Annotated in this window: 7 protein-coding genes; all 7 read right to left on the reverse strand. The window is 75.0% G+C overall.

From position 1 onward, the window contains the following. Positions 1–14: 14 nt before the first annotated feature. From AB0D32_RS00130 to AB0D32_RS00160, 7 genes are read right to left on the reverse strand one after another with little or no spacing between them, the layout of a single operon-like run. On the reverse strand, positions 15–770 hold the full coding sequence (locus AB0D32_RS00130; RefSeq protein ID WP_357082318.1) for an alpha/beta fold hydrolase: 756 nt from the start codon (positions 768–770) through the stop codon (positions 15–17). Continuing rightward, on the reverse strand, positions 767–3,067 hold the full coding sequence (locus AB0D32_RS00135; RefSeq protein ID WP_357082321.1) for a lantibiotic dehydratase: 2,301 nt from the start codon (positions 3,065–3,067) through the stop codon (positions 767–769). Before AB0D32_RS00135 ends, AB0D32_RS00130 begins: the two co-directional genes overlap by 4 nt. Further along, complete coding sequence (locus AB0D32_RS00140) at positions 3,064–3,279, reverse strand: MbtH family NRPS accessory protein (protein ID WP_357082324.1); 216 nt, start codon at positions 3,277–3,279, stop codon at positions 3,064–3,066. Before AB0D32_RS00140 ends, AB0D32_RS00135 begins: the two co-directional genes overlap by 4 nt. Beyond that, entirely contained in the window at positions 3,266–7,801 is a 4,536-nt protein-coding gene (locus AB0D32_RS00145) for a condensation domain-containing protein (RefSeq protein ID WP_357082327.1), read from the reverse strand. The genes AB0D32_RS00140 and AB0D32_RS00145 overlap by 14 nt, the downstream gene beginning before the upstream one ends. After that, positions 7,798–14,352 (reverse strand): amino acid adenylation domain-containing protein, encoded by a 6,555-nt coding sequence (locus AB0D32_RS00150; protein ID WP_357082330.1) that lies wholly within the window; start codon positions 14,350–14,352, stop codon positions 7,798–7,800. Before AB0D32_RS00150 ends, AB0D32_RS00145 begins: the two co-directional genes overlap by 4 nt. Further along, the gene (locus tag AB0D32_RS00155; protein ID WP_357082333.1) at positions 14,349–20,675 is read right to left on the reverse strand and encodes an AMP-binding protein; all 6,327 of its coding nucleotides are present in this window, start codon (positions 20,673–20,675) and stop codon (positions 14,349–14,351) included. Before AB0D32_RS00155 ends, AB0D32_RS00150 begins: the two co-directional genes overlap by 4 nt. Next, positions 20,672–26,128 (reverse strand): beta-ketoacyl synthase N-terminal-like domain-containing protein, encoded by a 5,457-nt coding sequence (locus AB0D32_RS00160; protein ID WP_357082337.1) that lies wholly within the window; start codon positions 26,126–26,128, stop codon positions 20,672–20,674. The genes AB0D32_RS00155 and AB0D32_RS00160 overlap by 4 nt, the downstream gene beginning before the upstream one ends. Between the last annotated feature and the right edge of the window lie 22 nt (positions 26,129–26,150).

Consider the following 26,150-nt stretch of genomic DNA (forward strand, 5'->3'; position numbering starts at 1 on the left):
GTTGTGTCGCGGGGTCAGGTGTGTGCGCGGCGGGGCACGGCGGCCAGCACGTCGCGGACGGCGTGGAGCACCTGCTCACGCGCGGTGTGGACGAAGAAGTGCCCGCCGGGGAGGAAGCGTTCGACGGGCGGCGCGACGGTGTGGGTACGCCACCCGTCGGCCTGGTGGTCGGTGACCGAGGTGTCGCTGACCCCGCGCAGCACCGTCACCGGAAGGTCCAGCGGCGGCAGCGGGTCCACGACCCACGTCTCCAGGACCTGGAAGTCGGCGCGCAGGATCGGGATGAACATGGCCGACAGGTCGCGGTCGGCCAGCAACTCCGGAGGCATCCCGTCGTAGTCGACGGTGCGTTGCAGCAGGGCGTCGTCGCCGAGCAGATGGATCATGTCGGTGGGATCCCTGCGGCAGGGGCTACCGGCTCCGGAGACGATCAGAGCGGCTGGCGGAACGCCCTCCCGGCGCAGCTCGCGGGCCAGGCCGAAGGCGATCAGCGCGCCCAGACTGTGCCCGAACAGCACCACCGGCCGGGGTCGCAGCGCGGCGACCTGAGGGGTCAGCCCGCGCAGGACGTCGGTCATCGAGGTCAGCAACGGCTCGCCGAACAGCTGTTCCCGGCCCGGGAGCAGGACGGCGGTGACCGTGGCCAGGCTCGCCAGCTCGGGGCCCCAGGTTCGGAACGGCGCGACGCCGCTGCCGGCGTACGGGACGACGACCAGCACCGGGCGGTCGTCGGCGGGGCCCGGCGCGGGAACGAGACGGGCGGCACTCATCGTCGCACTCCCGGGGACGAGGGGTGCCCGTTGCCGGTGCTCCGCTGGTCGACGCAGGTGATCCGGAACTCGGCGGTGTACCGGCGGCCCGCCGCGTCGGTCAGCCAGAGCTGGTCGGGGTCCGGCAGCATCTCCACGAAGGTGACCCGACCGGCCGGGTCGACGCGGCGCTGTCGCCGGAGGTGGGAGATCAACACCCCCACCGACAGCGGATTGTCGAAGTCCAGGTGGAACGGCTTGCGCTCGCCGCCGACGGTCACGAACACGTGCCGGGGCATGTCCCGGGCCGCGCCGATCGCCCGTATCACGTTGTACGCCGGGTCGAGGCTCTGCCCTGGGGAGGGCAACTCGGGGTAGGGCATCGTCCAGCTCTCCCGCTGCACCACCAGGTCGTCGATGCACAGCCGGGGGCGGTGGTCGGCGGCCGGCAGGAGCCCGAACCGGGTGGCCGCCGCGTTGGCCAGCAGTTCGCCGAAGACGGTGGCCACGTCGGCGGCGTACTCCGGGTCGACCGCCGAGGTGATGACCACCCGGTCGCCGACGCGGGTCGCGCGCAGCGCCGACACCGGGATCAGCCGGGCGCCCCGCGGGTGGTACGGCACGCCGGAGCCCAGCCCCAGGTAGGTGGCGGACGGCGACAGGTACGCCGACGGCGGGACGGTCCGGGAGTTGATCTGCTCGTGGTCCAGCGGGTACAGGGGCGTCACCCGGTCGGCGGGGGCACTGCCGTCCAGCCATCCGTGCCACCGGTCGCGGTCCGGGTGCCAGGCGTCGGCGGCCACCACGTCCATCGTGTTGTGGGCCGGGTGCAGTTCGCCGAGGACAGCCAGGAACCGCCCGTCGCGCAGGTCCGCCGCCGACCGGGCGGCGATCATCAGGTCGGGGCTGTACAGCCGGGTGCCGCGCCACCCCATCACGTCGTGGGCGAAGGCGGACTCGACCTCGGCGCGCAGGGCGGCCGAGTCGTGCCGGATCCGCCGCCGGCCCGGGTCGGATCCGCCGACCAGGAGGGTGTGCCAGGTCCGGCGCAGCCGCTCGGCGACAGCGTCGGCCGGGGACCAGACACCCCACCCGGTGGTGCCGGCCACCGCCGTCAGAACCTCCGACAGCGGTAGCCCGGCGCCGGTTGCCGGCTCCTTCGCGGTGACCAGGTCCGCGACGAACCGCTCGTACTCCTGGGCCACCGCGCGGATGAACCAGGCCGCGCTGAACAGCAACAGTTCCAGGGCGGGACGGATCCGGTCCAGCACGTCGGCGCCGAGGCGGACCGGCAGATCGCCGAGGCAGTCCTCGTAGGCCACTCCCCGCCCGGCGTAGAACTGGCCGGCAGCACCGCGCTGGGGAGCGCCGCCGGTGATCCCGACGAACGACTGGTCGAGGCCATCGAGGGCCTCGGCGAGCCGATCGGCGTCCCCGGCGGCGTCGGCGACCCGGTCCCGGGCCGCCACCAACTCGGCCAGGTCGGCCTGCGCCGCCACCCGGCGTCGCGAGTCGGCGACCCGGGCGAGCTGGCCACGCAGGTGCGCCTCCGGGTCGATCCGCCGGGGCACCACCAGCCCGGCGGTGAGGACTCCCATCGCCCGCAGCCGGGTCAGTGCGGCGTCGACCTCCGACGCGGGGTGCTCGGCGAGTTCGTCCACCACGTCGGCGACGGTCCGGGTGCCGTCGCACGCCTCGACGACCCGGCGCGGCAGTGCCGCCAGCCGCAACGGGGCGTTGTCGGCCAGCAGCACCCCGTCGACGACGACGGTCACCCCGGCGGCCAGCCTCGGGACGGTCCACGGGTCGAGGCCGTGCCGGGTCTCGATCGCGGCGGCAGCCGCCCGCAGCGCCCAGTGCTCGAAGAACACCCCACGCCGCAGCAGCCGGCCGGTCACCGGACCGATGTCGGTGGCGCCGGTGGTGACCGTTCCCCAGACGATCGGCCCGAAGAACCCGATGGTGTCGTTCTTCGCGCAGTACCGGGCCGCGTACGCCCAGAGCCGACGCTGCGCCTCGCGGCGCCGGTACGGGCGCGCGGAGTCGAGGTTCCGCCGCGCCTGCTGGAACATGCCCCGGTTCTGCCAGGTCAACGCCTCGGCGAACAGGGGCTGCCGGACGATCTCGGCCAGGGCCCGTTCCCCGGCGGCCCGTGCGGAGGCGTGGTCGGCCGCCGGCTCGACGAGAAGCCAGTCCATCGGCATGCCGGCCACCCGGGCGAAGACCGACGGCAGGATCGCCCAGTCCGGCCCGTAGGGCAGTGGGCCGGCCCGTTCGTGCGGGGCGTGGGCGACGGTGGCGGTGGCGGTGGCGGTCACTGTGGTTCCAGTGCCCGGCGGAGGCTGAGCGGGCGCATGTCCACCCACACCTTCTCGATGTGGTCGAGGCACTCGCGGACGCGTCCGGTCACCCCGACCTCACGCCACCCCTCCGGCACGTCCCGGTCGACCGGCCAGACGGAGTACTGCTCCTCGTGGTTGACCACGACGGCGTAGATGATGGTGTCGTCGTCCTCGTCAAAGAGCGCCATGGGTCTTCTCCTCCTCGATGTGGTCAGGCAGGTTCTCCAGCTCCTCGCAGAACAGGGCGGCGAACTTCTCGATGCCGGCCTGGTCGAAGTGCGCCGAGCTGTAGTTGACGGCGAACTGGAACCGGCCGTCCGCCACGCCGGTCTCCACGTCGATCAGCTGGTCGCGGCGGGTGGTCGGGTCGGCGGTCAGCGACGGCACCGGCACGACGCTCAGCCCGTGCCGGTCGGAGCCGTCGACGTCGGCCGACATGGTCCCGGTGTGGTTCAGCGCGATCTGTGGCAGCGGGACGTCGGCCAGCGCCGAGCGCGGCTCGGCGTCGCGGAGCAGCCCGAACGACGACACCGGGCGGGGCACGGACTCCACCAGCCGGCGCACCCGCCACCAGGTGTCGGAGAAGGACTCGGTGGGCCGGTACGGCACCGTCGCCGGGTACAGCGCGGTGAACCACCCGACGGCGGCGCTGGTGTCCACCCCGCCCAGGGCGGTGTCCCGGCCGTGGGTCTCCACGAACAGGTACAGGTCCTCCCCCGACCACCGGCTGTAGGCGCGGGAGAACCCGGCCAGGAGGGTGACCAGGACCGGGCTGGCGGTGCCGCCGCCGGCCCGCAGCCGGTGCAGCGTGTCGGTGGCCGCCGGGGACACCGCCCCCTCGACGCTGCGGACCCCGGCCAGGGTGTTCTCCCCGCCGGACAGGGTGGTCGGGACCGGCCGGGGGGTGCCGATCGTCGACAGCCAGGCCGACTCCGACTCCCGCAGGGAGCCGATCTGCGCGGCCGCCGCGAGGGCGTACTCGGGGTAGCCGGGCATCGGCGTGTCCCGGGGTGGTTCACCGGCGGTCAGGGCGGCGTAGTTGCCGAGGAAGTCCTGGACCACCAACCGCCACGAGTAGATGTCCATGACCAGGTGGTGCACGGCGAAGTAGAGGGTCGTCTCCTGGTCGTCGAGCACCGTCAGGCAGGACCAGAGCGGGCTGCCGGCCAGGTCGTGGCCGGAACGGTGGCCGGCGAGCAGGGCCTGGTGCGTGGCCGCCCGGTCGTCGGGCCGCCCCCGCAGGTCCACCACCTGGAAGGTCACCAGCGGGTCGGGGTCCGCCTCGACCCACTGCCGCCAGCCGTCGGAGGTGCGCCGGAACCGGGTCCGCAGGGCGCCGTGCCGGCGGGCGACCGCCTCCAGCGCCGCCCGGACGGTCGCCGGGTCGAGGACCCGGTCCACCCGTACGCCCTGGGCCATGTCGAAGTGGGCCGGATCCGCACCGGCGTGGTCCAGGAACAGCCGCTGGATCGGCAGCAGCGGGACTTCGCCCTCGTGGTGCAGGGTCGCGACGGCGGTGTCGGACTCCCGGCTGTCCACGTACGCGGCCAGTTCGGCCACCGTCTGGTAGGTGAACACGTCGCGCGGTTGCAGGTCGATGCCCTGCCCGGCGGCCCGGCCCTTGACCCGCAGCCCGGCGATCGAGTCGCCGCCGAGGTCGAAGAAGTTGTCCCGGACACCGACCAGTTCGGCCCCGAGGACCTCCCGCCACACGTCGACCAGGATCCGCTCGGTCGGGGTGGACGGCTCGACGTGGCCGGTGACAGCGGTGGAGCCGTCCACGGTGGCCGGCAGCGCCGCGCGGTCCAGCTTGCCGTTCGCGGTGACCGGCAGAGCGTCGATCCGGACCAGCATCGGCACCGCGTACGACGGCAGCAGGGCGCGCAGGTGGGCCCGGACCTGCTCGGTGTCCAGGGCTGCCGTCGGGGAGGTCACGAACGCCACCAGGTGTCCGTCGCGCACCGTGACCGCGGCGCCGGCCACGTCCGGGTGCAGGACGAGGGCCGCCTCCACCTCCTGCGGCTCGATCCGGTGCCCGTTGACCGACAGTTGCGCGTCGACCCGGCCCAGCAGGTGCAGCCGTCCCCGCCCGTCGACGGTGCCCAGGTCACCGGTGCGGTACGCCCGCGAGCCGACGCGGCCGGGGCGGGCGTCGGGAACGAACCGCAGGGCGGTGCGGGCGGGATCCCGGTCGTATCCGCGGGCGAGCGTGGGGCCGCTGAGCCACACCTCGCCCCGGGCCCCCACCGGGACCTGCCTGCCGGCGCCGTCCACGAGGAGCGCGTCCACCCCCGGGTACGTGGCGTCCAGCCAGAGCGTCTCGGCCTGGCCGGCGACGGTGCCGAGGACCGCGTACGCGCTGTCGATGCTGGTCTCGGTGATGCCGTACGCGTTGACGACCCGGGTCCGCGCGCCGGCGACCTCGGCGAGGCGGACGTAGTCGCGGGCGAACCAGGACTCCCCGCCGATCAGGACGGCGCTGAGCTGGTCGAGGCGCTGCCCGGACAGCTCGACCTCGTCCATCAGGGGACGCAGCAGGCTGGGCGGGACGTCCACGACGTCGACCTGCTCGTCGAGGATCAGGTCGAGCAGCGCCGCCGGATCCTCCCCGGCCGCCCGGGAGGCCACGACCACCGTCCGGCCGGCGCACAGTGCCCGGAGCACCTCGGCGATCGCCACGTCGAAGGCCGGGTTGGCCAGATGCAGGTGGTTGCGGGTGCGGGCGGCGAACGAGTGGGCCGTCTCCCACCCCGCCACCGCGACGGCGAGGGCCCCGTGCTCGACGACGACCGGCTTGGACCGCCCGGTGGTCCCCGAGGTGAAGATCGTGTACGCCGCGTCGGTGCGGCCCGCCGCCACCGGACCACACGCCTGCTCGGCCGGCACGACGGCGCGGTGGGCACCGCCACGGCTGCCGGCATCGGCGTCGACGTCGGCGACCGCCCCGGCCGCGTGGCCGGTATCGGGGTCGGGGTCAGCGAGGAGGCCGGTCAGGGACAGCACCGGGGCGTCGGTGGCCGCAAGCGCCGGATCGTCGGTGAGCACCACGGCGGGCTCGACCTGGGCCAGCAGCGCGGTGGTCCGGGCCGCCGGCCAGGCCGGATCCAGCGGCACGAACTGGCCCCCGGCGAACCACACCGCCAGGGTCGCCGCGACCCGGTCGACGCCACGATCGGCGAGCAGGGCGACCGTCGCGCCGGTCACGACACCGTGCCGGCGCAGCCGTCCGGCCCCCCGGTCGGCGGCGTCGACCAGCGCCGCGTAACTCACCCGACGGGGACCGTCGACCACCGCCACCGCGTCGGGGGACGCCGCCGCCATGGCCCGGACGACCGCCGGGACCAGCGGCGGCTCTGCGACGGCCGGCGTCCCGCCGGTCAGCGGCGTCGCCGCCGGCACCGCCGCCAGCAGGTCGGACACGCCGGCCGCGCTGCCGTCGGCCAGGGTCCGGAGCACCGCGACGAACCCGTCGAGCATCGCCTGCGCCGCCAGAGCCGGGACCTTGGCGTCGTCGTGGAACAACTCGACCGCCGTCTCCCCGCCGCCGGTCACGCTGAGTACGAGCGGGTGGGCGAGTTCCTCCCGGGAGGTGGCCGCGACGATGTCCACCGGGGGACGCCGGTCGCCGAACCGGTCGTCGGTGATCAGCGGGTAGTTCTCGACCACCACGATGGACTCGAAGAGGCTCCGCTGTCGGGGCACCTCGGCCACCGACCGGATGTCGCGCAGCGACGCCTCCTCGTACTCCCGGCTGGCCAGGAAACGCCGCTGGAGGTCCTGCAACCAGGTCGCCACCGGCACCCGCCTGGGCAGCCGGACCCGTACCGGAAGGGTGTTGATGAACAGGCCGACCATCGTCTCCGCGCCGGGCACGGCCGCCGGCCGGCCGGAGACGGTCGCGCCGAACAACACGTCGTCGCGGCCACTGAACCGGGCCAGGACGACCGTCCACGCGGCCTGGATCAGGGTGTTGAGGGTGACTCGTTCCTGCTTGGCCCGCTGGACGAGCCGGCTCGAGTCCGCGGCCGGCAGGGTCGCGGCGAGGACCTGGCGGCCCCGGGCGACCGCACCCGGCGCCGGCGCCGGCAGGGGCGTCGGCTCGGTGAACCCCCGCAGCGCCCGCCGCCAGTGCTCCAGCACCTGCCCCCGGTCGCGTCCGGCGGTCCACCGCAGGTAGTCGCGGTAGTCGGCCGTCGGGAGAAGATCGATCGGGACCCCGGAGCACCGCTGGCCGTACGCGACGAAGACGTCACTGACCACGATCGGGATGGACCATCCGTCGATCATGATGTGGTGGGAGGTCCACACCATCTCCCACGTGCCGTCGGCGCGTTCGAGCAGCCGCACCCGGTGCAGGGGCGCACGCTCCAGGTCGAACCCGGCGTCCAGGTCCCGCCGGAGGTGCTCGTCGAGGGCGTCGTCGTCGTGCACCCCGTCGACGACCTCGACCAGGTCGAACGGCTGCCGGTACACAGCCTGCACCGGGGCGGTCAGCCCGGTGTACGCCACGCAGGCCCGCAGCGCCTGGTGCTTGGCGGCGACCGCGGTCCACGCCGAGCGCAGCGCCTCGGCGTCCACCGCCCCGCGCAGGGTGTAGCGGACCTGGCTGAGGTACGCACGGGCATCGCCGGCGTCGAGGGACTCCAGCAGCATCCCCTCCTGTAGCGGGGTCAGCGGGTAGATCGCCTCGACCGGGCTCGGGCCGCTCATCGGGAAAGCTCCTCTCCGTTGCTGCTCAGCCGCGCGACGAGGGCACGGGCGGTCTCCTCGTCGAGACCGGCCAGACTGATGTCGACGCCGTCGAGCGACGTGGCGGGACGGGCCGCCCGCTCCGGCTCGCCGGCCGGGTCGACGACCCCGCCCGCGTTCTCCCGCACCCCGCCACCGGCCGGGGCGGCGACGGCAGCCGGGGTCGCCCCCGCAGCCACCTCCGCCAGGGTCCGCGGGCCGAGCATGTCGGCGACCGCGACCTGGAGTCCCCGCGCCTTGACCCGGGCGACCGTCCGCAACGCGGTGATCGAGTCCCCGCCGAGGTCGAGGAAGTTGTCGTGGACCCCGACCCGGTCGGCGCCGAGGACCTCCCGCCACACCTCGGCCAGGGTCCGTTCGGCGGCGCTGGACGCCGGGACGAACGTCGCCGTCGACACGTCCTCGGTGAACACGACGTCCGGCAACCGCCCCCGGTCGACCTTGCCGTTGGCGTTCAGCGGCAGATCGTCGGCACGCACCAGGCGGGGCACCAGGTGGGCGGGGAGCAGGTCCCGCAGCCGCCCCCGCAGGGCGGCGAGGTCGAGCTCGTCCTGCCTCGGGACGACGAACGCCACGAGTTGGTCGTGTCGTACCGCGACCGCCACCCGGGCCACCTCGGCGAGCCCGGCCAGCACCGCCTCGATCTCCCCCGGTTCGATCCGGTACCCGTTGAGCTTGACCTGGTCGTCGACGCGGCCGGCGAAGTGGAGCACCCCGTCGGCCCGCCGGTGGGCCCGGTCCCCGGTGCGGTACATCCGCGATCCCGGCGCCCCGAACGGGTCGGGGACGAACCGCAGGGCGGTCCGCGCCGGGTCGCCGAGGTAGCCCCTGGCCAGGCCGGCACCGCCGACGAACACCTCACCGACCATCTCGTCGGGCACCTGCCGCAGCCCCGACCCGAGGACGTGGACGGCCTCGCCGGGCAGCGCCCGGCCGACCGGCACCACCGCCGGGTCGAGGTCGTCCGGGGTCACCGGGTGGACGGTGGACCAGATGGTGGTCTCGGTCGGCCCGTACCAGTTGTGCACCGCCCCGGCCCGGTCTCGCAGCAACCGTCCCAGCCGGGCGGTCAACGCCTCACCGCCGGTCCACGCCTCGATCCCGCTGAGGTCGGCGTCCCCGGCGAGCAGCTCGGTCCAGAGCGAGGGGGTGGCCTGGACCATGGTCACCCCGGCGCGGCGTACCACCGTGGCGAAGTCGTCCGGGTCGAAGCGCCCGCCCCGGTCGAAGACCACCACCCCGGCGCCGTGGGCCAGCGGGATCAGCAGTTCCGCGACGGAGATGTCGAACGACGCGTTGGTGGCGGCCAGCATCACCGCACCCTGTGCGTACCGGTCGCCGATCGCGGCGTCGAACGCGGCCAACGCGCCGTGCGGGACCATGACGCCCTTCGGCTCCCCGGTCGACCCGGAGGTGAACATCAGGTACGCCAGCTCCCCCGGGTGCGTGGCGACCGGCGGCCCGGCCGGCGTGGGGTGCGCCGCCAGGTCGTCGACGTCGAGGACCGGGAGTTCCGGGTCCAGGTGGGACCGGGTGGGGGTGGCCGCGACCACGTACCGCAGGGCCGCCCGGTCACGGATCACCCGCTGGCGGGCCACCGGCAGGTCGGGATCGACCGGGACGTACACCGCGCCGACGCTGAGGACGGCGAGGATGGTCACCACCAGCCGGTGGTCGCGCGGCAGGCACACGCCGACGGTGTCGCCCCGCCCGACGCCGGCCGCCCGCAGCCCACCGGCGCCCCGCCCGACCGCGTCGGCCAGTTGCCGGTACGTGAGCACGGCGTCACCGGCGTCGCGCACCGCGACCTGGTCCGGCCAGCGGGTCGCCCGGTCGAGGACGGTCTCGTGCAGCCCCGCCAGGGTGCCCGGATCCGGCGCCGGGGCGACGGCCGGGGTGTTCCCCGTCGACCATGTCACATCGGCCACCGACAGGCTCGGGTCGGCGGCCATCGCGGTGAGCACCGTGCGGTAGCAGGCCATCAGGGACGCCACGGCGGCATCGGTGAAGTGCTGCGGGGAGGCCATCAGAATGAGGGCCAGGTGGTCGCTGTCGTCGGCGGCGCCGTGGTCGAACGACACGTACAGGGGATAGTTGGTGGGGGCGTCCTCCTCCAGGTGCCCCACCCGGCGGACGTCGCCGCCGCTGCTCACCCGCTTCATCGCATGGAACCGGGTGTAGTTGAACGCGGTCGTCATCAGCGGCTGCCGGCCGAACGCCAGCTCCGTCGCCACCCCCGGGTAGGTACGGAAGCGCAGCAGCCGGCTCTCCTCGGCCAGGCAGGCCCGGGCCAGGTCGGCGAAGTCGCGTCCACCGACGGTGACGGTCACCGGCAGGGTGTTCAGGTACAGGCCCCGGGTCTGGGTGCCGCCGGCCGTCTCCGGCCGGCCGTTGGTCACCATCCCCAGGGTGATCACGTCCGCGTTGGACAGGACGGACATCACCACCGCGTGCGCCGCCAGCAGCAGGCTCTTCATCGGCAGCCGCAGCCGGGTCGTCGCCGCCTCCAGCCCGCGTTTCACCTCGGGGTCGAGCGGCAGCAGGGCCCGCTGCCGGTGCCCGGACGCGCCCCCCTCGGCCCGGTTCGGGATCCGCACCGGCCGGGCCCGGGCGATGACGTCCCGGAACAGCTCGACCGCCGCCGGGTCGGCCAGGGCACGCCGCTCCCGCCAGACGTGGTCGCCGAACGAGTCCGGCGGCGGGACGAGCCGGGCGAGTGGCCGGTCGTCCCGGGCGGCGGCGCACACCCGGTCGTACTCCTCCAGGACCTCGGTGAGGGTGGAGGTGAAGCTCCAGCCGTCCAGGATGGCGTGGCACTCCACCGCGCTGAACCAGAAGTCCGTGTCGGAGACACGATGGGCGGTGAACCGGATCAGGGGCGGGCGGGTCAGGTCGAACGGCCGGAGACGCTGCTCGGCCATCCACGCCCGCAGGTCCCGTTGGACCTCGGCGTCGCCCCGGCCCCGCCAGTCGACCACGGGCAGGTCGACGCCGACGTGCCGCCAGACCAGTTGCAGCGGCTCGGAACAGGTGGCGAGGTCGAATCCGCTGCGCAGCACGGGGTGCCGCTGGACGACCCGGTCGAAGGCCTGGCGCAGCAGCTCACCGTCGAAGGCGGCGCACCGCACGAGGGTGGTGGTGACGTTCAGGTAGCTGTTCTGTTCCAGCTGGTGGAAGAGCATCCCCTGCTGCAACAGGGTCAGCGGGTACGCGTCCTCCACCCCGGCGGGCAGCCGGTCGGAGTCGGCGGGGGCGAGCAGGTGCCGGTGGTCCGCCGGGGCGGCCGGCCCGGTCCCGGCCTCCGTCGGCTCCACGGTCGTGTCGGGTACGGCCGCGAGCAGGTTCCGGATCGACTGGTGGTCGAAGATGTCGGCGACGGTGACCGGCAGTCCCCGGCCGGACATCGCCGCGGCAGCCTGGACCGCCAGGATCGAGTCCCCGCCGAGGGCGAAGAAGTTGTCGGTCACCCGGACGTCGGCGACGCCGAGCAGGTCCTGCCAGACCGCGACGGCCGCCCGTTCCCGGTCGTCGACCGGGTGGCCGCCGTCGGCCGGGCCGGACCGCTGGGGGGCCAGATCCGCGGCCAGGTCCCGCAGGGCCCGCCGGTCGAGCTTGCCGTTGACGGTGCGGGGCAGCCGGTCGAGCCGGTGCACCCGGGGGACCATGTGGTCGGGGAGCCGGGCGGCGACGAAGGCGCGGATCTCATCCGGGTCGGCCGCCGCGCCGGCCTGCACGAAACCGATCAGCCCGACGCCGGCCCGCCCGACCCGGGCGACGGTCACGGCGGCGTCCGTCACGTCCGGGTGGGCGAGCAGGGCGTGCTCGACCTCGGCGGGTTCGATCCGGAATCCGCGTACCTTGAGCTGCGCGTCGACGCGGCCGAGGTAGTCGAGGTCGCCGTCGGCGCGCTCCCGGACCCGGTCGCCGGTGCGGTACATCCGGCCACCGCCACCGGTGATGTCGGGGACGAAGCGCAGGGCGGTACGGGCCGGGGAACCGGCGTACCCGAGGCTCACGCCGGCGCCGGCGACCATGAGTTCCCCGGCGCACCCGACGGGCTGGCGGTTGAGGTCGGCGTCGACCACCACCGTGGCCAGGGTCGGCAACGGGCGACCGATCGGGCTCGCGACGCCGACGTCCGCGCGGGTGATGTCCCGCCACGTCACGTGCACGGTCGTCTCGGTGATGCCGTACATGTTGACCATTCGGGGGGTCCGGTCACCGCACCGGTCGAACCAGCCCGCCAGGGTGGCCGGCCGCAGCGCCTCGCCGCCGAACACCACCAGCCGCAGCGAGTCCGGCGCCCCGAGGGCGTCCTCGGTGACCGCCTGGGTCAGCGACCCGAACGCGGTCGGCGTCTGGTTGACGACGGTTACCCGTTCCTCGTGGAGCAGCCGGAGGAACCGCTGGGGCGTTCGCGCGGTGTCCCGGTCGACCAGGACGACGGTGGCGCCGTCGACCAGCGGCGCCCAGATCTCCCACACCGAGAAGTCGAACGCGACCGAGTGGAACACGCTCCACCGGTCGTCGGGGCGCAGGTCGAGCAGGCTCCGCGCCCCGTCGATCAGGGAGCCGAGGTTGGCGTGGGTGACGTCGACGCCCTTCGGGGCGCCGGTCGAACCGGACGTGTGGATCCGGTACAGCGGGGCGGACCACGGGATCGGCGCCCGCTCCCCTCCGGTGCCCGGCCACGGTGACCGCCGGCAGTCGTCGGCGTCCACGACCTGCCCGACGGGCGGCACCTCGGTGATGCTCGCGTCGGTGATCACGGTGTCGACCCTCGCCTGGTCGAGGACCTGGCGGATCCGGTCCCTGGGGTGCTCGGCGTCCAGCGGGACGTAGGTGCGGCCCGCCTTCGCCACCGCGACGATGGCGGCGAGCATCCCGGTGGTGCGACCGGTGAGGATGGCCACCGGTGGGGCGTCCGGGCCGGCCGGGCCCAGCCGGGCGGCGATCTGGTCCGCCCAGGCGTCGAGTTCGCCGTAGGTGGTCCCATCGGCGACCGCGATCCGCTCGGGGTGGCGGGCGGCGGTCTCCTCGAACCAGCCCACCACGCCCCGGTTCCCGCGCCCGGTCCATCCGGGGGCGACGGCCGGGCGGCGTTCGTCGAGGCAGACCGCGGACAGGGTGGCCTCCGGTCGGGCCACCACCGCGGCCAGCGCCCGCCGGTAGCTGTCCAGCAGGGAACGGGCGATGTCGGCGGGGTGCACCGCGACGTCGTGCTCCAGCCACAGCCGGGAGCCGGCACCGGCGTCCTCCACCTGCAGGGTCAGGTCGAACTTCGCCGTACCGAGGTCGACGTCGAGCCGTTCCACCACCAGCCCGGCCACCCGGGCCGCCTCCCGCTCCTGCGTGCGGTGGTGGCTGAACGCCGCCCGGACCGGCGTCCGGTCGCCGCCCCGGGCCCCTCCGGCGAGGTGGTCGGCCACCTCGTCGAACGGGGTGTCCCGGTGGGCGATCGCCTCGATCAGCGCCCGGTGCTCGGCGCGCAGCAGGTCGGCGACGGTGGTCGCCGCCCGGGTCGGGTTGCGCAGGCAGACCAGGTTGACGAAGTTCCCCAGCTCCCCGGCGTCCTGCCTCGCGCGGAGACTGACCGGGACGCCGACGAGGATGTCGTCGTGGCCGTACACGGCCCGCAGGAGGATCCGGTACGCGGCGGCGAAGACCGCCGGCCGGGTCACCCCGTAGCGCCGCACGAGGGCGTCGATCCCGTCGTTCAGGTCGGCGTCGAGGCGGTGGCCGACGCGCCGGCCGCGGCGGGGACCGGCCGGGCGGGCGCCGACCGTGGGCGGGTCGACGGGCTCGACCCCGTCCAGGTTGGCCCGCCACCAGGCCGCGCTCTCCGGCGACGGGGACAGCGCCGGGCGCTCGCGGGGCACGACCGGCGCGGCGCCCTGCGGAACGCCCGCGTACCCGGCGAACAGCTCGGTGAGCAAGGTGTCCAGTGCGGCGCCGTCGACCACGATGTGGTGGGCGGTCAGCAGGGCGACGGTCCGGGTGCCGTCACCGGCCAACCGCAGCCGCGCCAGCGGGGCGGTACGCAGGTCGAACGGCTCCGCCGCCGCGACGGACAACCAGGTGTCCAGGTCCGGCGCGGTCTCGACGACCGGGGCCGCGAGCTGCGGCTCCGGCATCACCTCGGCGTACGCCGTGCCGTCGGAGTCGGCGAACCGGGTACGCAGCGTGGGGTGCCGGGCGACGAGCCCGGCGAACACGGCGGCGAGCCGGTCCGGGTCCAGGTCACCCCGGATGGCGACGGCGGCGGCCACGATGTACTCGGGGCTGCCCGGGTGCAGCCGGTCGAGGAACCACAGCCCGGCCTCGCTGGGCTGCAACGTCCGCCGCCCGGCACCGGTCCCGGCGGCGGGAGGAGGGACCTCGGCGGCCGGCCGGGGCGACGGGGCCGACGGGCCGGGCGTGGCCGGCCCGTTCGCCGGGGGCGCGAGCCCGGCGGCGGCCAACCGGCGCTGGAACTCGGCCATCCGCTCCGGGTCGTTGAGCTGCAACGTCATTGCGGGCTGCCTCCGAATACCTCCAGCGCGATGCCCGCTGTCGGCCCGGCACTGTCGCCGGCGATGGCGCGGATCTCGTCCGCCATCGCCGTGACCGTCCGCACCTCGAACGCCCGCGCCACCGGGAAGTCGATGCTGAAGATGCGCTCGAGGGTCTCCACCACGTGCAGGAGCGCGATCGAGTGCCCACCGGCCTCGAAGAAGTCGGTGGTGGCCGACGCGACCGGGGCGTGCAGGTGCGCCTGCCACACCGAGGCGACCAGCCGGACGACGGGGTCGTCGCCCAGAGCGGTGGGCCGGTCGGGCTCGGCGGCTTCCTCACCGAGCCGGGCCAGCAACGCCTTCCGGTCGATCTTGCCGTTCTCCGACACCGGCAGGGCCGCAACCGGCACGACGACCGGCACGGCCTGCGGGACGAGCCGCGACTCGGCCCAGGAACGCACCTGGACGGCCAGGTCACCGGGCACGGCGGCCGGATCACGGGCCACCACGGCGGCGGCCAGCCGTGCGGTCCCGCCCCCGCCGACGAGGACGACGGCCGCCGCCTCGACCCCGGGGTGGGCGGTCAGGCACGCCTGCACCTCCCCCAGTTCGATCCGTACCCCGCGCACCTTCACCTGGTCGTCGCGGCGGCCGACGAAGAGCAGCACGCCGTCGGCCCGGCGACGGACCCGGTCACCGGTGCGGTACATCCGGGCCCCGGTGCCCTCCGGGTCGGGCACGAACCGCAGGGCGGTGTCCCGTGGGGCGCCGAGGTAGCCCCGGGCGACCTGTGGCCCGCCCACGTACGCCTCGCCCTCGGCGGCCGGACGGGCGTCGTCGTCCAGGACGTGCATCCGGGCCTGCGACAGTGCCGCACCGACCATCGCCGACCCGGGTTCGACACCGGCCTGGACGGCGGTGCAGATGACGGTCGCCTCGGCCGGGCCGTAGAAGACGCTCGGCCGGGCGCCGGCCGTGTGCAGCGCGGACAGGAGATCGGCTGACACCGGCTCGCCACCGGTGCCGACGACGACGTCACGCACGGCGTCGCCGTCCAGGCGGAGCACCTCGTGCCAGAGGCTGGGGGTGGCGAAGGCCGCGGTGGGCCAGCCGTGTCCCCGTCCTGTGCCGAGTGCCCGGACCACCGAGGCCGGGTCGAAGGTGACCGACTCGGCCGGGAAGACGACCGGGCCGCCGCGCAGGGCCGGCCAGCAGAGTTCCAGCACGCTCGCGTCGAAGGTCGGCGCGGCGAGCCCGACCAGGCACCGGGCCTGCGCCCACGGGGCGTAGGTGCCGAAGGCGTCGAGGAACGCGGCGAGCTGGCCGTGCTCCACCACGACGCCCTTCGGCTCGCCGGTCGAGCCGGACGTGTGGATGACGTACGCCGCCTCGGACGGCAGCGGGCGGTGACCGGTGGGCCCCGACCCGACGTGGTCCGACGGGTCGGCGGGGGTGTCGAGCGGCCAGGCGATCCGGGTCGGCTCCGCCCCGCCGGTGTCGCCCCCGGTGGCGGTGACCTCCCCGGCGTCCCCGTCGGCGACGAGCCATCCGGCGGCGCTGACCGAGGCGATCCGGCGTACCCGGTCCACCGGTGGGTTCGGGCCGAGCGGTACGTACACCGCGCCGAGCCGCCACAGTGCGTACGCCGCGACCAGCGTGTCCAGCCGGGTCGACAGCGACACCAGCACCAGGTCGCCACGCCCGACACCCGACGCCCGCAGCCCGGCCGCCGCCGCGCCCACCTGCCGGTCCAGCTCCGCGAAGTCGTACGCCCGCCCGCCCTGCTCGGCGGCCGGCCCGCCCGGCTGCCGCGCCACCTGGTCGGCGAACCGGTCGACCACCCCGGCCCATCCCCCGTGGGTCTCGACGCCCGGCTCGTCACCCAGCTCCGCCACCAGCAGGTCCACCAGCTCGGCGGCCCGGCGCCGGCCCACCTGGCCGGTGTCGAACCGGACGGCCAGGGTGTGCGCCCGGCCGTTGGCGGTGACGGTGAGCACCAGCGGCGCCGGCAGGCCGAGCGGGGTGGGCTCGAACCAGTCCACCCGCAGGCCACCCACGGTCGCCGACTCGTGGTCCTGCTCCCAGCCCACCATCGTCCGGAACACCGGGACGGCCCGGTCCCGCCGCTGGCCGGCGAGCGCCGCCACCCGGTCGAAGGGCACGAAGCGGTACGCGTACGCCGCCGTCAGGCTCTCCTGTACCCGGGCGAGATGCTCGGCGCGGGTGCCGTCGACCGGCACCGCGCGGACGGCTGCCGTGTTGAGGAACGGCCCCGGGATGTCGGTGCCCGTCGCGTCGCGCAGCGACACCGGCAGCCCGACGGCGAAGCCGGTGCAGCCGCTCCACCGGGCCAGGGCCCGCTGCCAGGCGGCCATCACCACCGAGTACGGGGTGACGCCGTGCCGCCGGGCCACCGTGTCGGCGAGGTGCGCGTCGACCGGCACCGTGAGCCGCCGGGCGGCTGCGTCACCCGGGTCCGGGTCGGCCGCCGACAGGTCCAGGTCGACCGTGCCGGCCAGCGCCCGTACGGCGTCGGGCAGCCGGTCGGACGCCCGCCGGGTCCCTTCCTGCGACCAGGCGACGTCCGGATACTGGATCGCCGGGTCCCGCTGGATCGGCTCGCCCCGGCGGGCCCGCTGGTAGTTGTCGAGGAGTTCCCGGACCAGGATGCCGACCGAGTCGCCGTCCACCGCGATGTGGTGCACCGCCAGGTGCAGCACGTGCTCACCGCCGTCGAGCGCGGTCAGGTACGGCCGGAACCACGACTCGCGCAGGTCGAACGACCGCAGGATCTCCGCGGCCACGGCCCGGTCGGCGTCCGCCGCGTCCCGGGCCCTGCGGAGGGTGAGGTGACCGGCGAGAACGGCCTCGTCGACGTCGTGCACCTCGGCGCGCACCCCGTCGCCCCACCCGGCGATCCGGCTACGGAGCACCCCGTGCCGACTGAGCAGGGCGACCAGGGCGGCGCGCAGCGCGTCCGCGTCGAGCGGGCCGGCCAGCCGCAACGGGATCGGCACGACCTGGGCGGCCGGTCCCTGGAGCCGTACGGCGAACCAGAACCGCTGCTGGGTGGGGGTCAGCGCCGTCCGGGTGCCGGGCTCGGGCTGGCGGGGCACCGGCCGGCTGGCGGCGGTGTCGCCGGAGGGGGCATCCGGTAGCGCGCCGATCGCCGCGGCCAGCCGTTCCGGCGTGGGATGGGCGAAGACCGTGGCCAGGTCGACGTCGCGGTGGAAGGCCTCGGCGCACCGGGCGGCGAGCTGCGCCGCGCTCAGCGAGTCCCCGCCACAGGCGAAGAAGTCGCCGTCCACCGCGATGCTGGTGCCCAGCAGCTCCCCGGCCAGGGCGGCCACCGTCGCGGCGCCGCCGTCGGCGGGCGCGGGCGCGGAGGCGGCGGGCACGGCGGCGGTGGGCGCGGCCGGGTCGGTGGTGCGCTCCCGCAGGGCCTGCCGGTCGGGTTTCTCCCCGGCGCCCCTCGGCAGGTGGTCCAGGACGTGCACCCGGCGGGGCACGGCGACCTGCGGCAGCCGGCCGGACGCCGCAGTACGCAGCTCGGCTTCCCCGACGGCGCGGCCCGGGCGGAGCACCACCCAACCCACGAAGTGCCGGTCGGGGCCGTCGGTGACCGTGGCCACGGCCTCGACGACGTCGGGGTGGGCGCGCAACGCGGCCTCGACGTCACCGAGCTCGATCCGGACCCCCCGGACCTTCACCTGGTCGTCGGCGCGGCGCAGGAACTCCAGCCCACCGCCGGCGGGCGAGTGGCGGACCAGGTCGCCGGTGCGGTACAGCCGTTGCCCCGGTCGCGTCGGGTGCGGGACGAAGGCCAACGCGGTGGCCCGGGGGTCGGCGAGGTAGCCGGTGGCGAGCGGCCCGCCGGCGAGCAGCTCGCCGACCTCCCCGGGGGCGACCGCGCCCAGCCGGGCGTCGACGACGAGGACCTCGTGGCCGGGTACGGCCGCGCCGATCGACGGGTACGCCGGCACCGCCCCGCCCGCGGCGACGGAGACCGTGCCGACGGTCGCGGTGATCACCGACTCCGTCGGGCCGTACGCGTTGAGCAGGGCGATGTGTTGCGGCGCCGACGCCGCCCACCGGGCGACCGCCTCGGGGGTGAGGGCGTCCCCGCCGGCCAGGACGATCCGCAGGGCGCTGCCGGCGAGGTCCGACCAGGTCGCCTGCGGCGCGTCGGTGAACTGGACGAACCACGGGGTGGGCAGGTTCGCCACGGTCACCCCGAGCCGCCGGGAGATCCGGCCGAAGTGGGCGGGATCCCACGGCTGCTCGCCGCGCAGCACCAGGGTGGCGCCGGCCAGGAGTGGCACGACGACCTGCTCGACGGCCGCGTCGAAGCCGTGCTCGGCGAACTGGAGGTACCGGTCGGCGGGGCGGACGGCGAGCCGGTCGACCATTCCCCGGGCGTGGCTAAGCAGGGTGCCGGTCGCGACGTGGACCCCGCGCGGCACCCCGGTGCTCCCCGAGGTGAAGATCAGGTATCCGGGGGCGGTCGGCAGCTCCGGACCGGTTCGGCCCGGCAGCGGTCGAACCGTCGGCCCGTCGCCGCCCACGTCGGTGATCTCCCAGGTGGCCGCCGCCTGCTGTGCGACGGCGGCGCGGCGCGGACCTGGCAGCCGCCGCGACAGCGGCACGTACACCGCGTCGGCGGCCAGGCATGCCAGCAGCCCGAGCAGGGCCGGCACGCCCCGCTCGGTGTCCACCACCACACGGTCGCCGGGTCGCGCCCCGGCCGCCCGCAGCCGACCGGTGAGGTCGTCGACCGCGTCCCGCAACTCCTGCCAGGTCAGCGTCCCGGTCTCGGAGTCGACGGCCGTACGCGTCGGGTCGGCCACCGCGTGCCCGCGCAGGACGTCGAGCAGTTCCGCCCCGCCGGCCGGGTCGACCGTCGGCCGCTCGGAGCCGGCCGGCTCCACGTCGGACGTCCCGGTGCCGGGCGCGGCCGGAGCGGGCCGGCCCTCGTCGGGCAGGGCGGGGGGTGGGGTCGAGCCGGTCAGCTCGGCCAACTGGGCGTGGAACGCCCGGGCCAGGCTGGCGATCGTGGCGGGGCGGTAGAGGGTCGGGTCGAAGACGATTTTGGTGTGGTAGCGCCGGCTGTCGTCGGCGATCTCCAGCACGACCGGCAGTTCGGCGGCGCCCGGAGAGGGCGGTCGCGGGACGAGATCCATCAGACGCGGGTCGAGGGAGAACTTGTTGAAGCACACGCCCAAACCGGTCAGCGGGTTGGCGGCCGGGCCGTAGACGCCCCGCCGGACCACCTCGAGAGGGGCCTGGACGGTGCCGAGCGCCCTCGCCACCGCTGCCGTGCAGGCAGCCACCGCCTCGTCGACGGGAGCGTGCGGGTCGACCGTGACCCGGACCAGGGCGGTGTTGACGAACAGCCCCACGATCCGGGCCACGTCCTCGTGGTCGCGTAACGAGACCGGCATGCCCAGGACGAGGTCGGTACGGCCGGTCCAGGCCGCCACCACCCGGGCCCACGCGGCGAAGAGAAGCACCGTGTCGGTCGTCCGGCGGGCTTGCGCGGCCCTCCGGACCGCGTCGTACAGCTCCGCCGGCAGCGCGACGTCGTGCTCGAAGGCGTCGGCCGGCGCGGGGTCCGCCAGGGCGGGGACGAGATCGGCCGGGATCCGTACGGGATGGGGGGCGTCGCCGAGTGCCGCCACCGCCCGGTCGACCTCGGCTCGCAGCGCGGCGCGTTGTTCCGCCGAGTCCCGCCAGAGCGCGTAGTCGGGGTAGTCGATCCGTTCCGACGTGGGCCGGCCCGTGCTCAGCGTCTCCACCAGGAGGGAAAGCGACTCTCCGTCGCAGGTGAGATGGTGCACGCAGATCAGCAGCCGACCCTTCCCGCCCGGCAGTCGCAGGTGGGTGAAGCGGATCAGCGGCTCGTGCTCCAGGTCGAACCGGTGCCCGGCGGCCCGGGCGCGGTACCGGGCCAGCTCGGCCTGTGCCGCCGCTGCCGAAAGGTCGCTCAGGTCGACGTAGGAGACCGGGAAGTCGGCGGCGGGACGCAGCCGGATCGAGGGCACCCCCGCCTCGACCACGACGGCACTGCGCAGGGCGGCGTGCTGGTCGAGCAGGGTGCGGCAGGCCGCCGCGACCACGTCCCGGTCCGCCCGGATCTCGATCTCCGTGCTGAGCGTGAAGACCGGCAACGGGCCGGCCAGCCGGTCGGCGAACCAGAGCCGCCGCTGTGCCTCCGTCATCGGCAACAGGTCCGGGTACCCGGAACGCGGCGCCGGCCGCGACGGGGCCGGCGCCATGGACGACCGGCGCCCGGCGAGGATCTGGGCCCGCAGCTCCGCCCGGGTGGGCCGGTTTCCGCTCACGCCCAACCGTCCTCGGGGCCTGGGGTCTGGTCGACGAGCCTGTCCAGCAGGGCGTCCACCCGGGCGTCGACGAGGACCGCGAGCCGGCGCACCGTGGCGTGCTCGAACAGTTCGGCGACGGAGAGTTGGATGCCGAACCGCTCCCGGGTCCGGGAGGACAATTGGACCGCCGTCAACGACGAGCCGCCGAGGACGAGGAACTCGTCGTCGAGGCCGACCGGGGAGACGCCGAGCGCCTGTGACCACAGTTCGGCGACGGCGTGCTCCACGTCGGTCTCCGGCGGGACGTACGTGCCGAGGCTGGCCGAGCGGGCGGTCTCCGCGCCGGCCGTGCTGTCCTGGTGGGTCGCGACCGCGTCGGAGGAGAAGGACCGCATCTCGTCGATCCGCGCCTGGAGCGGCCCCACCGAGGTGATCAGTTGCGGCTGGTCCGGCACCGCGATCATCCGCCGGAACAGTTCGATCCCGTGCTCGCTGCTGATCAGCATCCGGGACCCGCCCGACGGCGACCCGGTCGGCCCACCGGCCGACGCCGGTTCACCCGCCGTCGGCTGGGCCGGTGACGCGGCGGCGGAGGCTGCCCCGGCTGCGGGCTGGGCGCGCAGGACGTAGCTGTCCACCACCACGCAGACCCGCCCGTCACGGTCGACGATGGTCTCGTCGACCTCGATGAACTCGGGCCGGTCCGGGTCCTGGCGGTGCGTCTGCAACACCCAGGCCTCGGCCGGGATCGGCGCGTACACCCGCACTCCCGCGTACGAGAACGGCAGGTAGCTGGCCGCGGCGCCGGACAGGCCGTGGGCGGCCTGGTCCAGCAGGGCCGGGTGCAGCCAGAGCCGGCGCTCGGCGTCGTCGGCCACGAGCCGGGCGAGCCCGGCGTCCCCGGCGCGGAAGTACTCCCGGACCACGTCGAAGTACGGACCGAAGGCCACCATCCCGGAGGACTTCCGGCGGATGTCGACGGCCGGCAGCGCGGCCCGGACCCGGTCCAGGTCGACCGCCTCACCGGTGTGCTTGTCGATCGTCCGCAGCACACCCTGGCAGTGCACCGTCCTCGGGCCCGCGTCGTCCACGCCGACCGTGATCTCGAACGGGGCGCCTTCGGCGGCGCGCTCCGGCGCGAACGACAGGGCCAGGGTGAGCGGGGCGGTGACCACGATCGGGTCGCTGAAGAGGAGGTCCTCGATCCGTACCGGCACCTCGCCCAGGGCGTGGTGGGCCGCCGCGCGGACGGACTCCAGGAGCATCGTCGCCGGGACCACCGCCGCACCGGCGATCCGGTGCTCCATGAGGGCGCGGTGTCCGTCCGGGCTGAGCATCCCCCGGTACCGATGGGTGCCGTCCGCCTTCACGGTGACCGACTGGAGGAACGGGTGGTCGAGGGGTTCCGTGCGACCGCCCTGGCTGATCGCCCGCAGCGCCTGCACCCCCTGGGCTGCGCCCTGGTCGGACACCATGCCGACCTCGCGCCAGCCCACCCAGTTGCTGGAGACGACCCGGGGGCCCGGCCGGCCGGCCACCGAGTTCGCGAACGCGTCCATGAAGAGGTTCGCCGCGGCGTAGTCACACAGGCCGTACGCGGAGGTGATCGCGATGATGGACGAGCAGAGCGCGACGAAGTCCAACTCCGGATAGTCCCCGGTGGTGAGTTCGTCGTGCAGCGCGAGGACCGCGTCCACCTTCGGGCGTAGGACCCTCGCGGCGCTCTCCTCGTCGTGCAGGGCGAGCAACTGTCCACCGGACAGCCCGGCGGCGTGCACGATGCCGTGCACGGCACCGAACTCCGCCACGGTGTCCCTGAGGACCGCGGCCAGGGCGCCGGGAGCGGCGACGTCGGCGGCGACCACCCGCACCTGGGCGCCGAGGCGCTCCATCCGCAGCACCGCCTCGATCCGCTGGCGCACCGCCGCGTCGGTCTCCGCCGCCTCGGACAACTCCACCCACCGGCTCCGCTCCGGCAGGGCGGTCCGGCCGACCAGGACCAGCCGGGCCCGTTCCGTCCCGGCCAGCGACTCGGCGATGGTGACGCCGATGCCGCCGAGACCACCGGTGATGACGTAGACCCCACCGGGGCGCAGGGCCGACCGCTCGACCGGCCCGTGCCGCAGGGTGGCGTACGACCTGACCGCCCGCCGGTGCCCGCGCAGCGCGACCACCTCGTCGGCGGGGTGCCGGATCTCGTCGATCAGCCGGGTCGCGAGCACCCCTGCCGAACCGTTGCCGTCCAGGTCGATGTGACGCACCGTCACCCGCGAGGCCTCCCGCGGCAGCGCCCCGAACGGCCCCAGGGCGGTCGCGCTGAACGGCACCGCCTCCTCACCGGCCACGGAGAAGAGCCGGCTGGTGACCACGACCAGCTCCACCGGGTCGCGGACCACGTCGAGCAGCGCGCGGGCCAGGACGGCGGCCCGCCGGTACGACTGGTGCGCCGGGGTCGGGTCGGTGCCGGTCGGGTGCCCCTGCGGGCCCGGCACGTCGTACCCGACGACCACCCGGTCCGGCACCCGGCCGCTGTCCCACAGCTGCTCGACGACCGCCCGGATCTGGCTCGGGTCCTCCGGGTCGGCCTCGAAGACGCCGAAGTCCTCGGTCAGCGCCGGGCCAGCGTCGAGCCGGGTCACGGTGGCGCCGTGGGCGAGGGCCGCGGTGGCGACCGCGGCGGTGAAGGTCGGGTCGGTCCCGAGGACGAGCCAGTGCTCGCCGAATATCTCCGTGGGCCCGGCGGTGCGCGGCGCCTGGGTCCAGACCGGCACGTAGAACGGGGTCTGCAACGGCTCGTTCGGGATCTGCTCGGCCTCGGCCACCACGGTCCGGGCGGTCGGGTCGGGGTCGACCCAGTGCCGCCGCCGCTCGTACGGGTACCCGGGCAGCTCGACCCGGCGGGGCGCCGGCCCGGTGCGGACGGCGGCCAGGTCGACCGGCACCCCGGCGGCCCACAACGTCCCGGTGGTCGTCAGCACATGGTCCCGCTCGTCGGTGCCCGCGCGTACGGTCGGCAGGCTTCCGGCCCAGTCCGGGGTCGTGCCCTGCGCGATGGCGGTCTGTCGGGCGAACGCACCGAGAGCGCGTCCCGGGCCGACCTCCAGCAGGAACGGGTTCCCCCGGCGGATCAGCTGGGTGACCGCAGCCCGGAACCGGACCGGCTGGCGCAGCTGCGTCACCCAGTAGCCGGGATGGGTGACCTGCTCCGCGTCGGCCCAGTCACCGGTGACGTTGGACAGGAACGGCACGGTGGGGGCGGCGAGGCGGGTCCCGTCGAGCACGGTGGCGAACTCGTCGAGGATCGACTCCATCATCCGCGAGTGGAAGGCGTGCGAGGTACGCAGCGGTGTGCCGGTGATCCCGATGTCCTCCAGCTCGGCGGCGAACCGGGCCACCGCATCCTCGGTGCCGCTGACCACGCAGGCCGACGGGGAGTTGTCGGCGGCGATCTCCAGGTCCGGGGGGAGCAGGTCGGCCGCGGCTTCGACCCCGACGGGCAGGGCCAGCATCGCGCCCGGGGCGACGGATTGCATGAGCCGGCCCCGGGCCGCCACCACGCGCAGCGCGTCCTCCAGGGAGAAGACCCCGGCGATGGTGGCGGCGGCGAGCTCGCCGACGCTGTGCCCGATCAGCGCGGCCGGTACGACTCCCCGGGCCTTCCACAGGGCCGCCAACGCCCATTCCAGGGTGAAGATGGCCGGCTGGGTGACGGCGGTACGCGCCAGGGCGGCCTGCGCGGTGTCGTCGGTCGGGTCGGCGTGCAGGAGGGTGCGCAGGTCCAGGCCGAGCAGCGGGACGAGCAGGTCGCTACAGGCGTCGACCGCTTCCCGGTACGCCGGCTCGGCCGCGTACAGCCCGCGCCCTGCTCCGGCGTGCTGGGCGCCCTGTCCGGGCAGGAGGAAGGCGATTTCGCGGTGACCGGTGACCGGGACGGCCGGGTGGGCGGCGGCCCGCAGCCGGCCTGCCGCCTCCGTCGTCGACCGGGCCGCCACCGCCCGTCGTAGCGGGTGCGCCGTACGCCCCTCGTGCAGGGTGAACGCGACGTCGTCGAGGCGGACGTCGGCGCGCTCCAGGTGTGCGGCGAGCCGGTCCGTGGCGGCGGCGAGTGCCTCCGGCGTACGGGCGGAGAGGGTGAGCAGGTGCGGCCCGACCGGTTCGGGCCGCGGCTCGGGTTCCGCTGGCGGTGCCACGATGACGTGTGCGTTGGTCCCGCCGATGCCGAACGAGCTGACCGCGGCGACCCGCCGGGACCCACCGGTCCACGGCTGGGGCTCGGTGGCGAGCCGGAACGGGCTGTCGTCGAGCGTGATGGCCGGGTTCACCGGGGCCCAGTTGATCGTCGGCGGGATGATTCCCTCCCGCACCGCGAGAGTCGCCTTGATCAGTCCGGCGACCCCGGCGGCCGGGCCGAGATGTCCGACGTTGCCCTTCACCGACCCCAGCGCGCAGTAGCTGGCCTCGTCGGTGTCCGCACGGTACGCCTGGGTCAGCGCGTCCACCTCGATCGGATCGCCGACCACGGTGCCGGTGCCGTGGGCCTCCATCAGCCCGATCTCCCGGGCGGTCAGCCCCGCGCGCTCCAGGGCGGCCCGCACCACCTTGATCTGCCCGTCCACGCCGGGCGCGGCGAACCCGGCCCGACGGTTGCCGTCGTTGCTGATCGCCGAGCCGAGCAGGACGCCGTGGATGACGTCCCCGGCGGCCTGCGCGTCAGCCAGCCGCTTGAGCACCACCACGGCTCCGCCGTTGGAGAAGATGGTGCCGGAGGCGTCGGCGGAGAAGGGGCGGACGTGGCCGTCGGCGGAACGGATCCCGCCGGCCTCGTACACGTAGCCCACGTCCAGGGGGAGGTCCACCTGGACACCGCCGGCCACGGCCACGTCGATCTCACCGAGGAGCAGGGCCTGCACCCCGAGGTGCACGGCGACCAGCGAGGTGGAGCAGGCGGTGTACACGGATAGGCTCGGCCCCTGGAAGCCGAGCTTGTACGACACCAGGGGGGCGATGTAGTCGGGGTTGTTGCCGATGCGGATGCTCATCCCGCCGGCCGCGTCGGCCACCGCGGGGTTGGCCTCGACGTAGTCCTCCCGGTAGTCGTTGGCCGTGCTGCCCCCGTACACGCCGACCCGGCCGAGATCGCCCGCCGGGTCGTACCCGCCGGCGGTCAGGCCGGAGTGGGCCAGTTCCAGGAAGAGCCGGAACTGCGGGTCGGCCAGGGCTGCTTCCCGTGGGCTGAGGCCGAAGAACTCGGCGTCGAACAGGTCGAGGTCGGCGGCGCCGGCGTAGACCCGCCGGTACTCGGGCCGCGTCAGGGTCGACTCCTGGACGCCCCTCCGGCGCGCGACCTCGTCGTCGGTGGCGACCATCGCCTCATGGCCGTCGAGGATGTTGCTCCAGAAGGTCTCGACGTCGTCCGCACCGGGGACCCGGGCGGCCATCCCGACGATCGCAATCTCGCCCTGCAGTGTCATGTCTGTCTGGCCAATCCTTCGT

This window comes from Micromonospora sp. NPDC048170 (assembly GCF_040652795.1).
Taxonomy (GTDB): domain Bacteria; phylum Actinomycetota; class Actinomycetes; order Mycobacteriales; family Micromonosporaceae; genus Micromonospora.

Bases quoted from the DNA above. Each gene is read 5' to 3' on its own strand.
- AB0D32_RS00130 (WP_357082318.1), bottom strand. From the start codon at position 770: ATGAGTGCCGCCCGTCTCGTTCCCGCGCCGGGCCCCGCCGACGACCGC.
- AB0D32_RS00140 (WP_357082324.1), bottom strand. From the start codon at position 3,279: ATGGCGCTCTTTGACGAGGACGACGACACCATCATCTACGCCGTCGTG.
- AB0D32_RS00145 (WP_357082327.1), bottom strand. From the start codon at position 7,801: ATGAGCGGCCCGAGCCCGGTCGAGGCGATCTACCCGCTGACCCCGCTA.
- AB0D32_RS00150 (WP_357082330.1), bottom strand. From the start codon at position 14,352: ATGACGTTGCAGCTCAACGACCCGGAGCGGATGGCCGAGTTCCAGCGC.
- AB0D32_RS00160 (WP_357082337.1), bottom strand. From the start codon at position 26,128: ATGACACTGCAGGGCGAGATTGCGATCGTCGGGATGGCCGCCCGGGTC.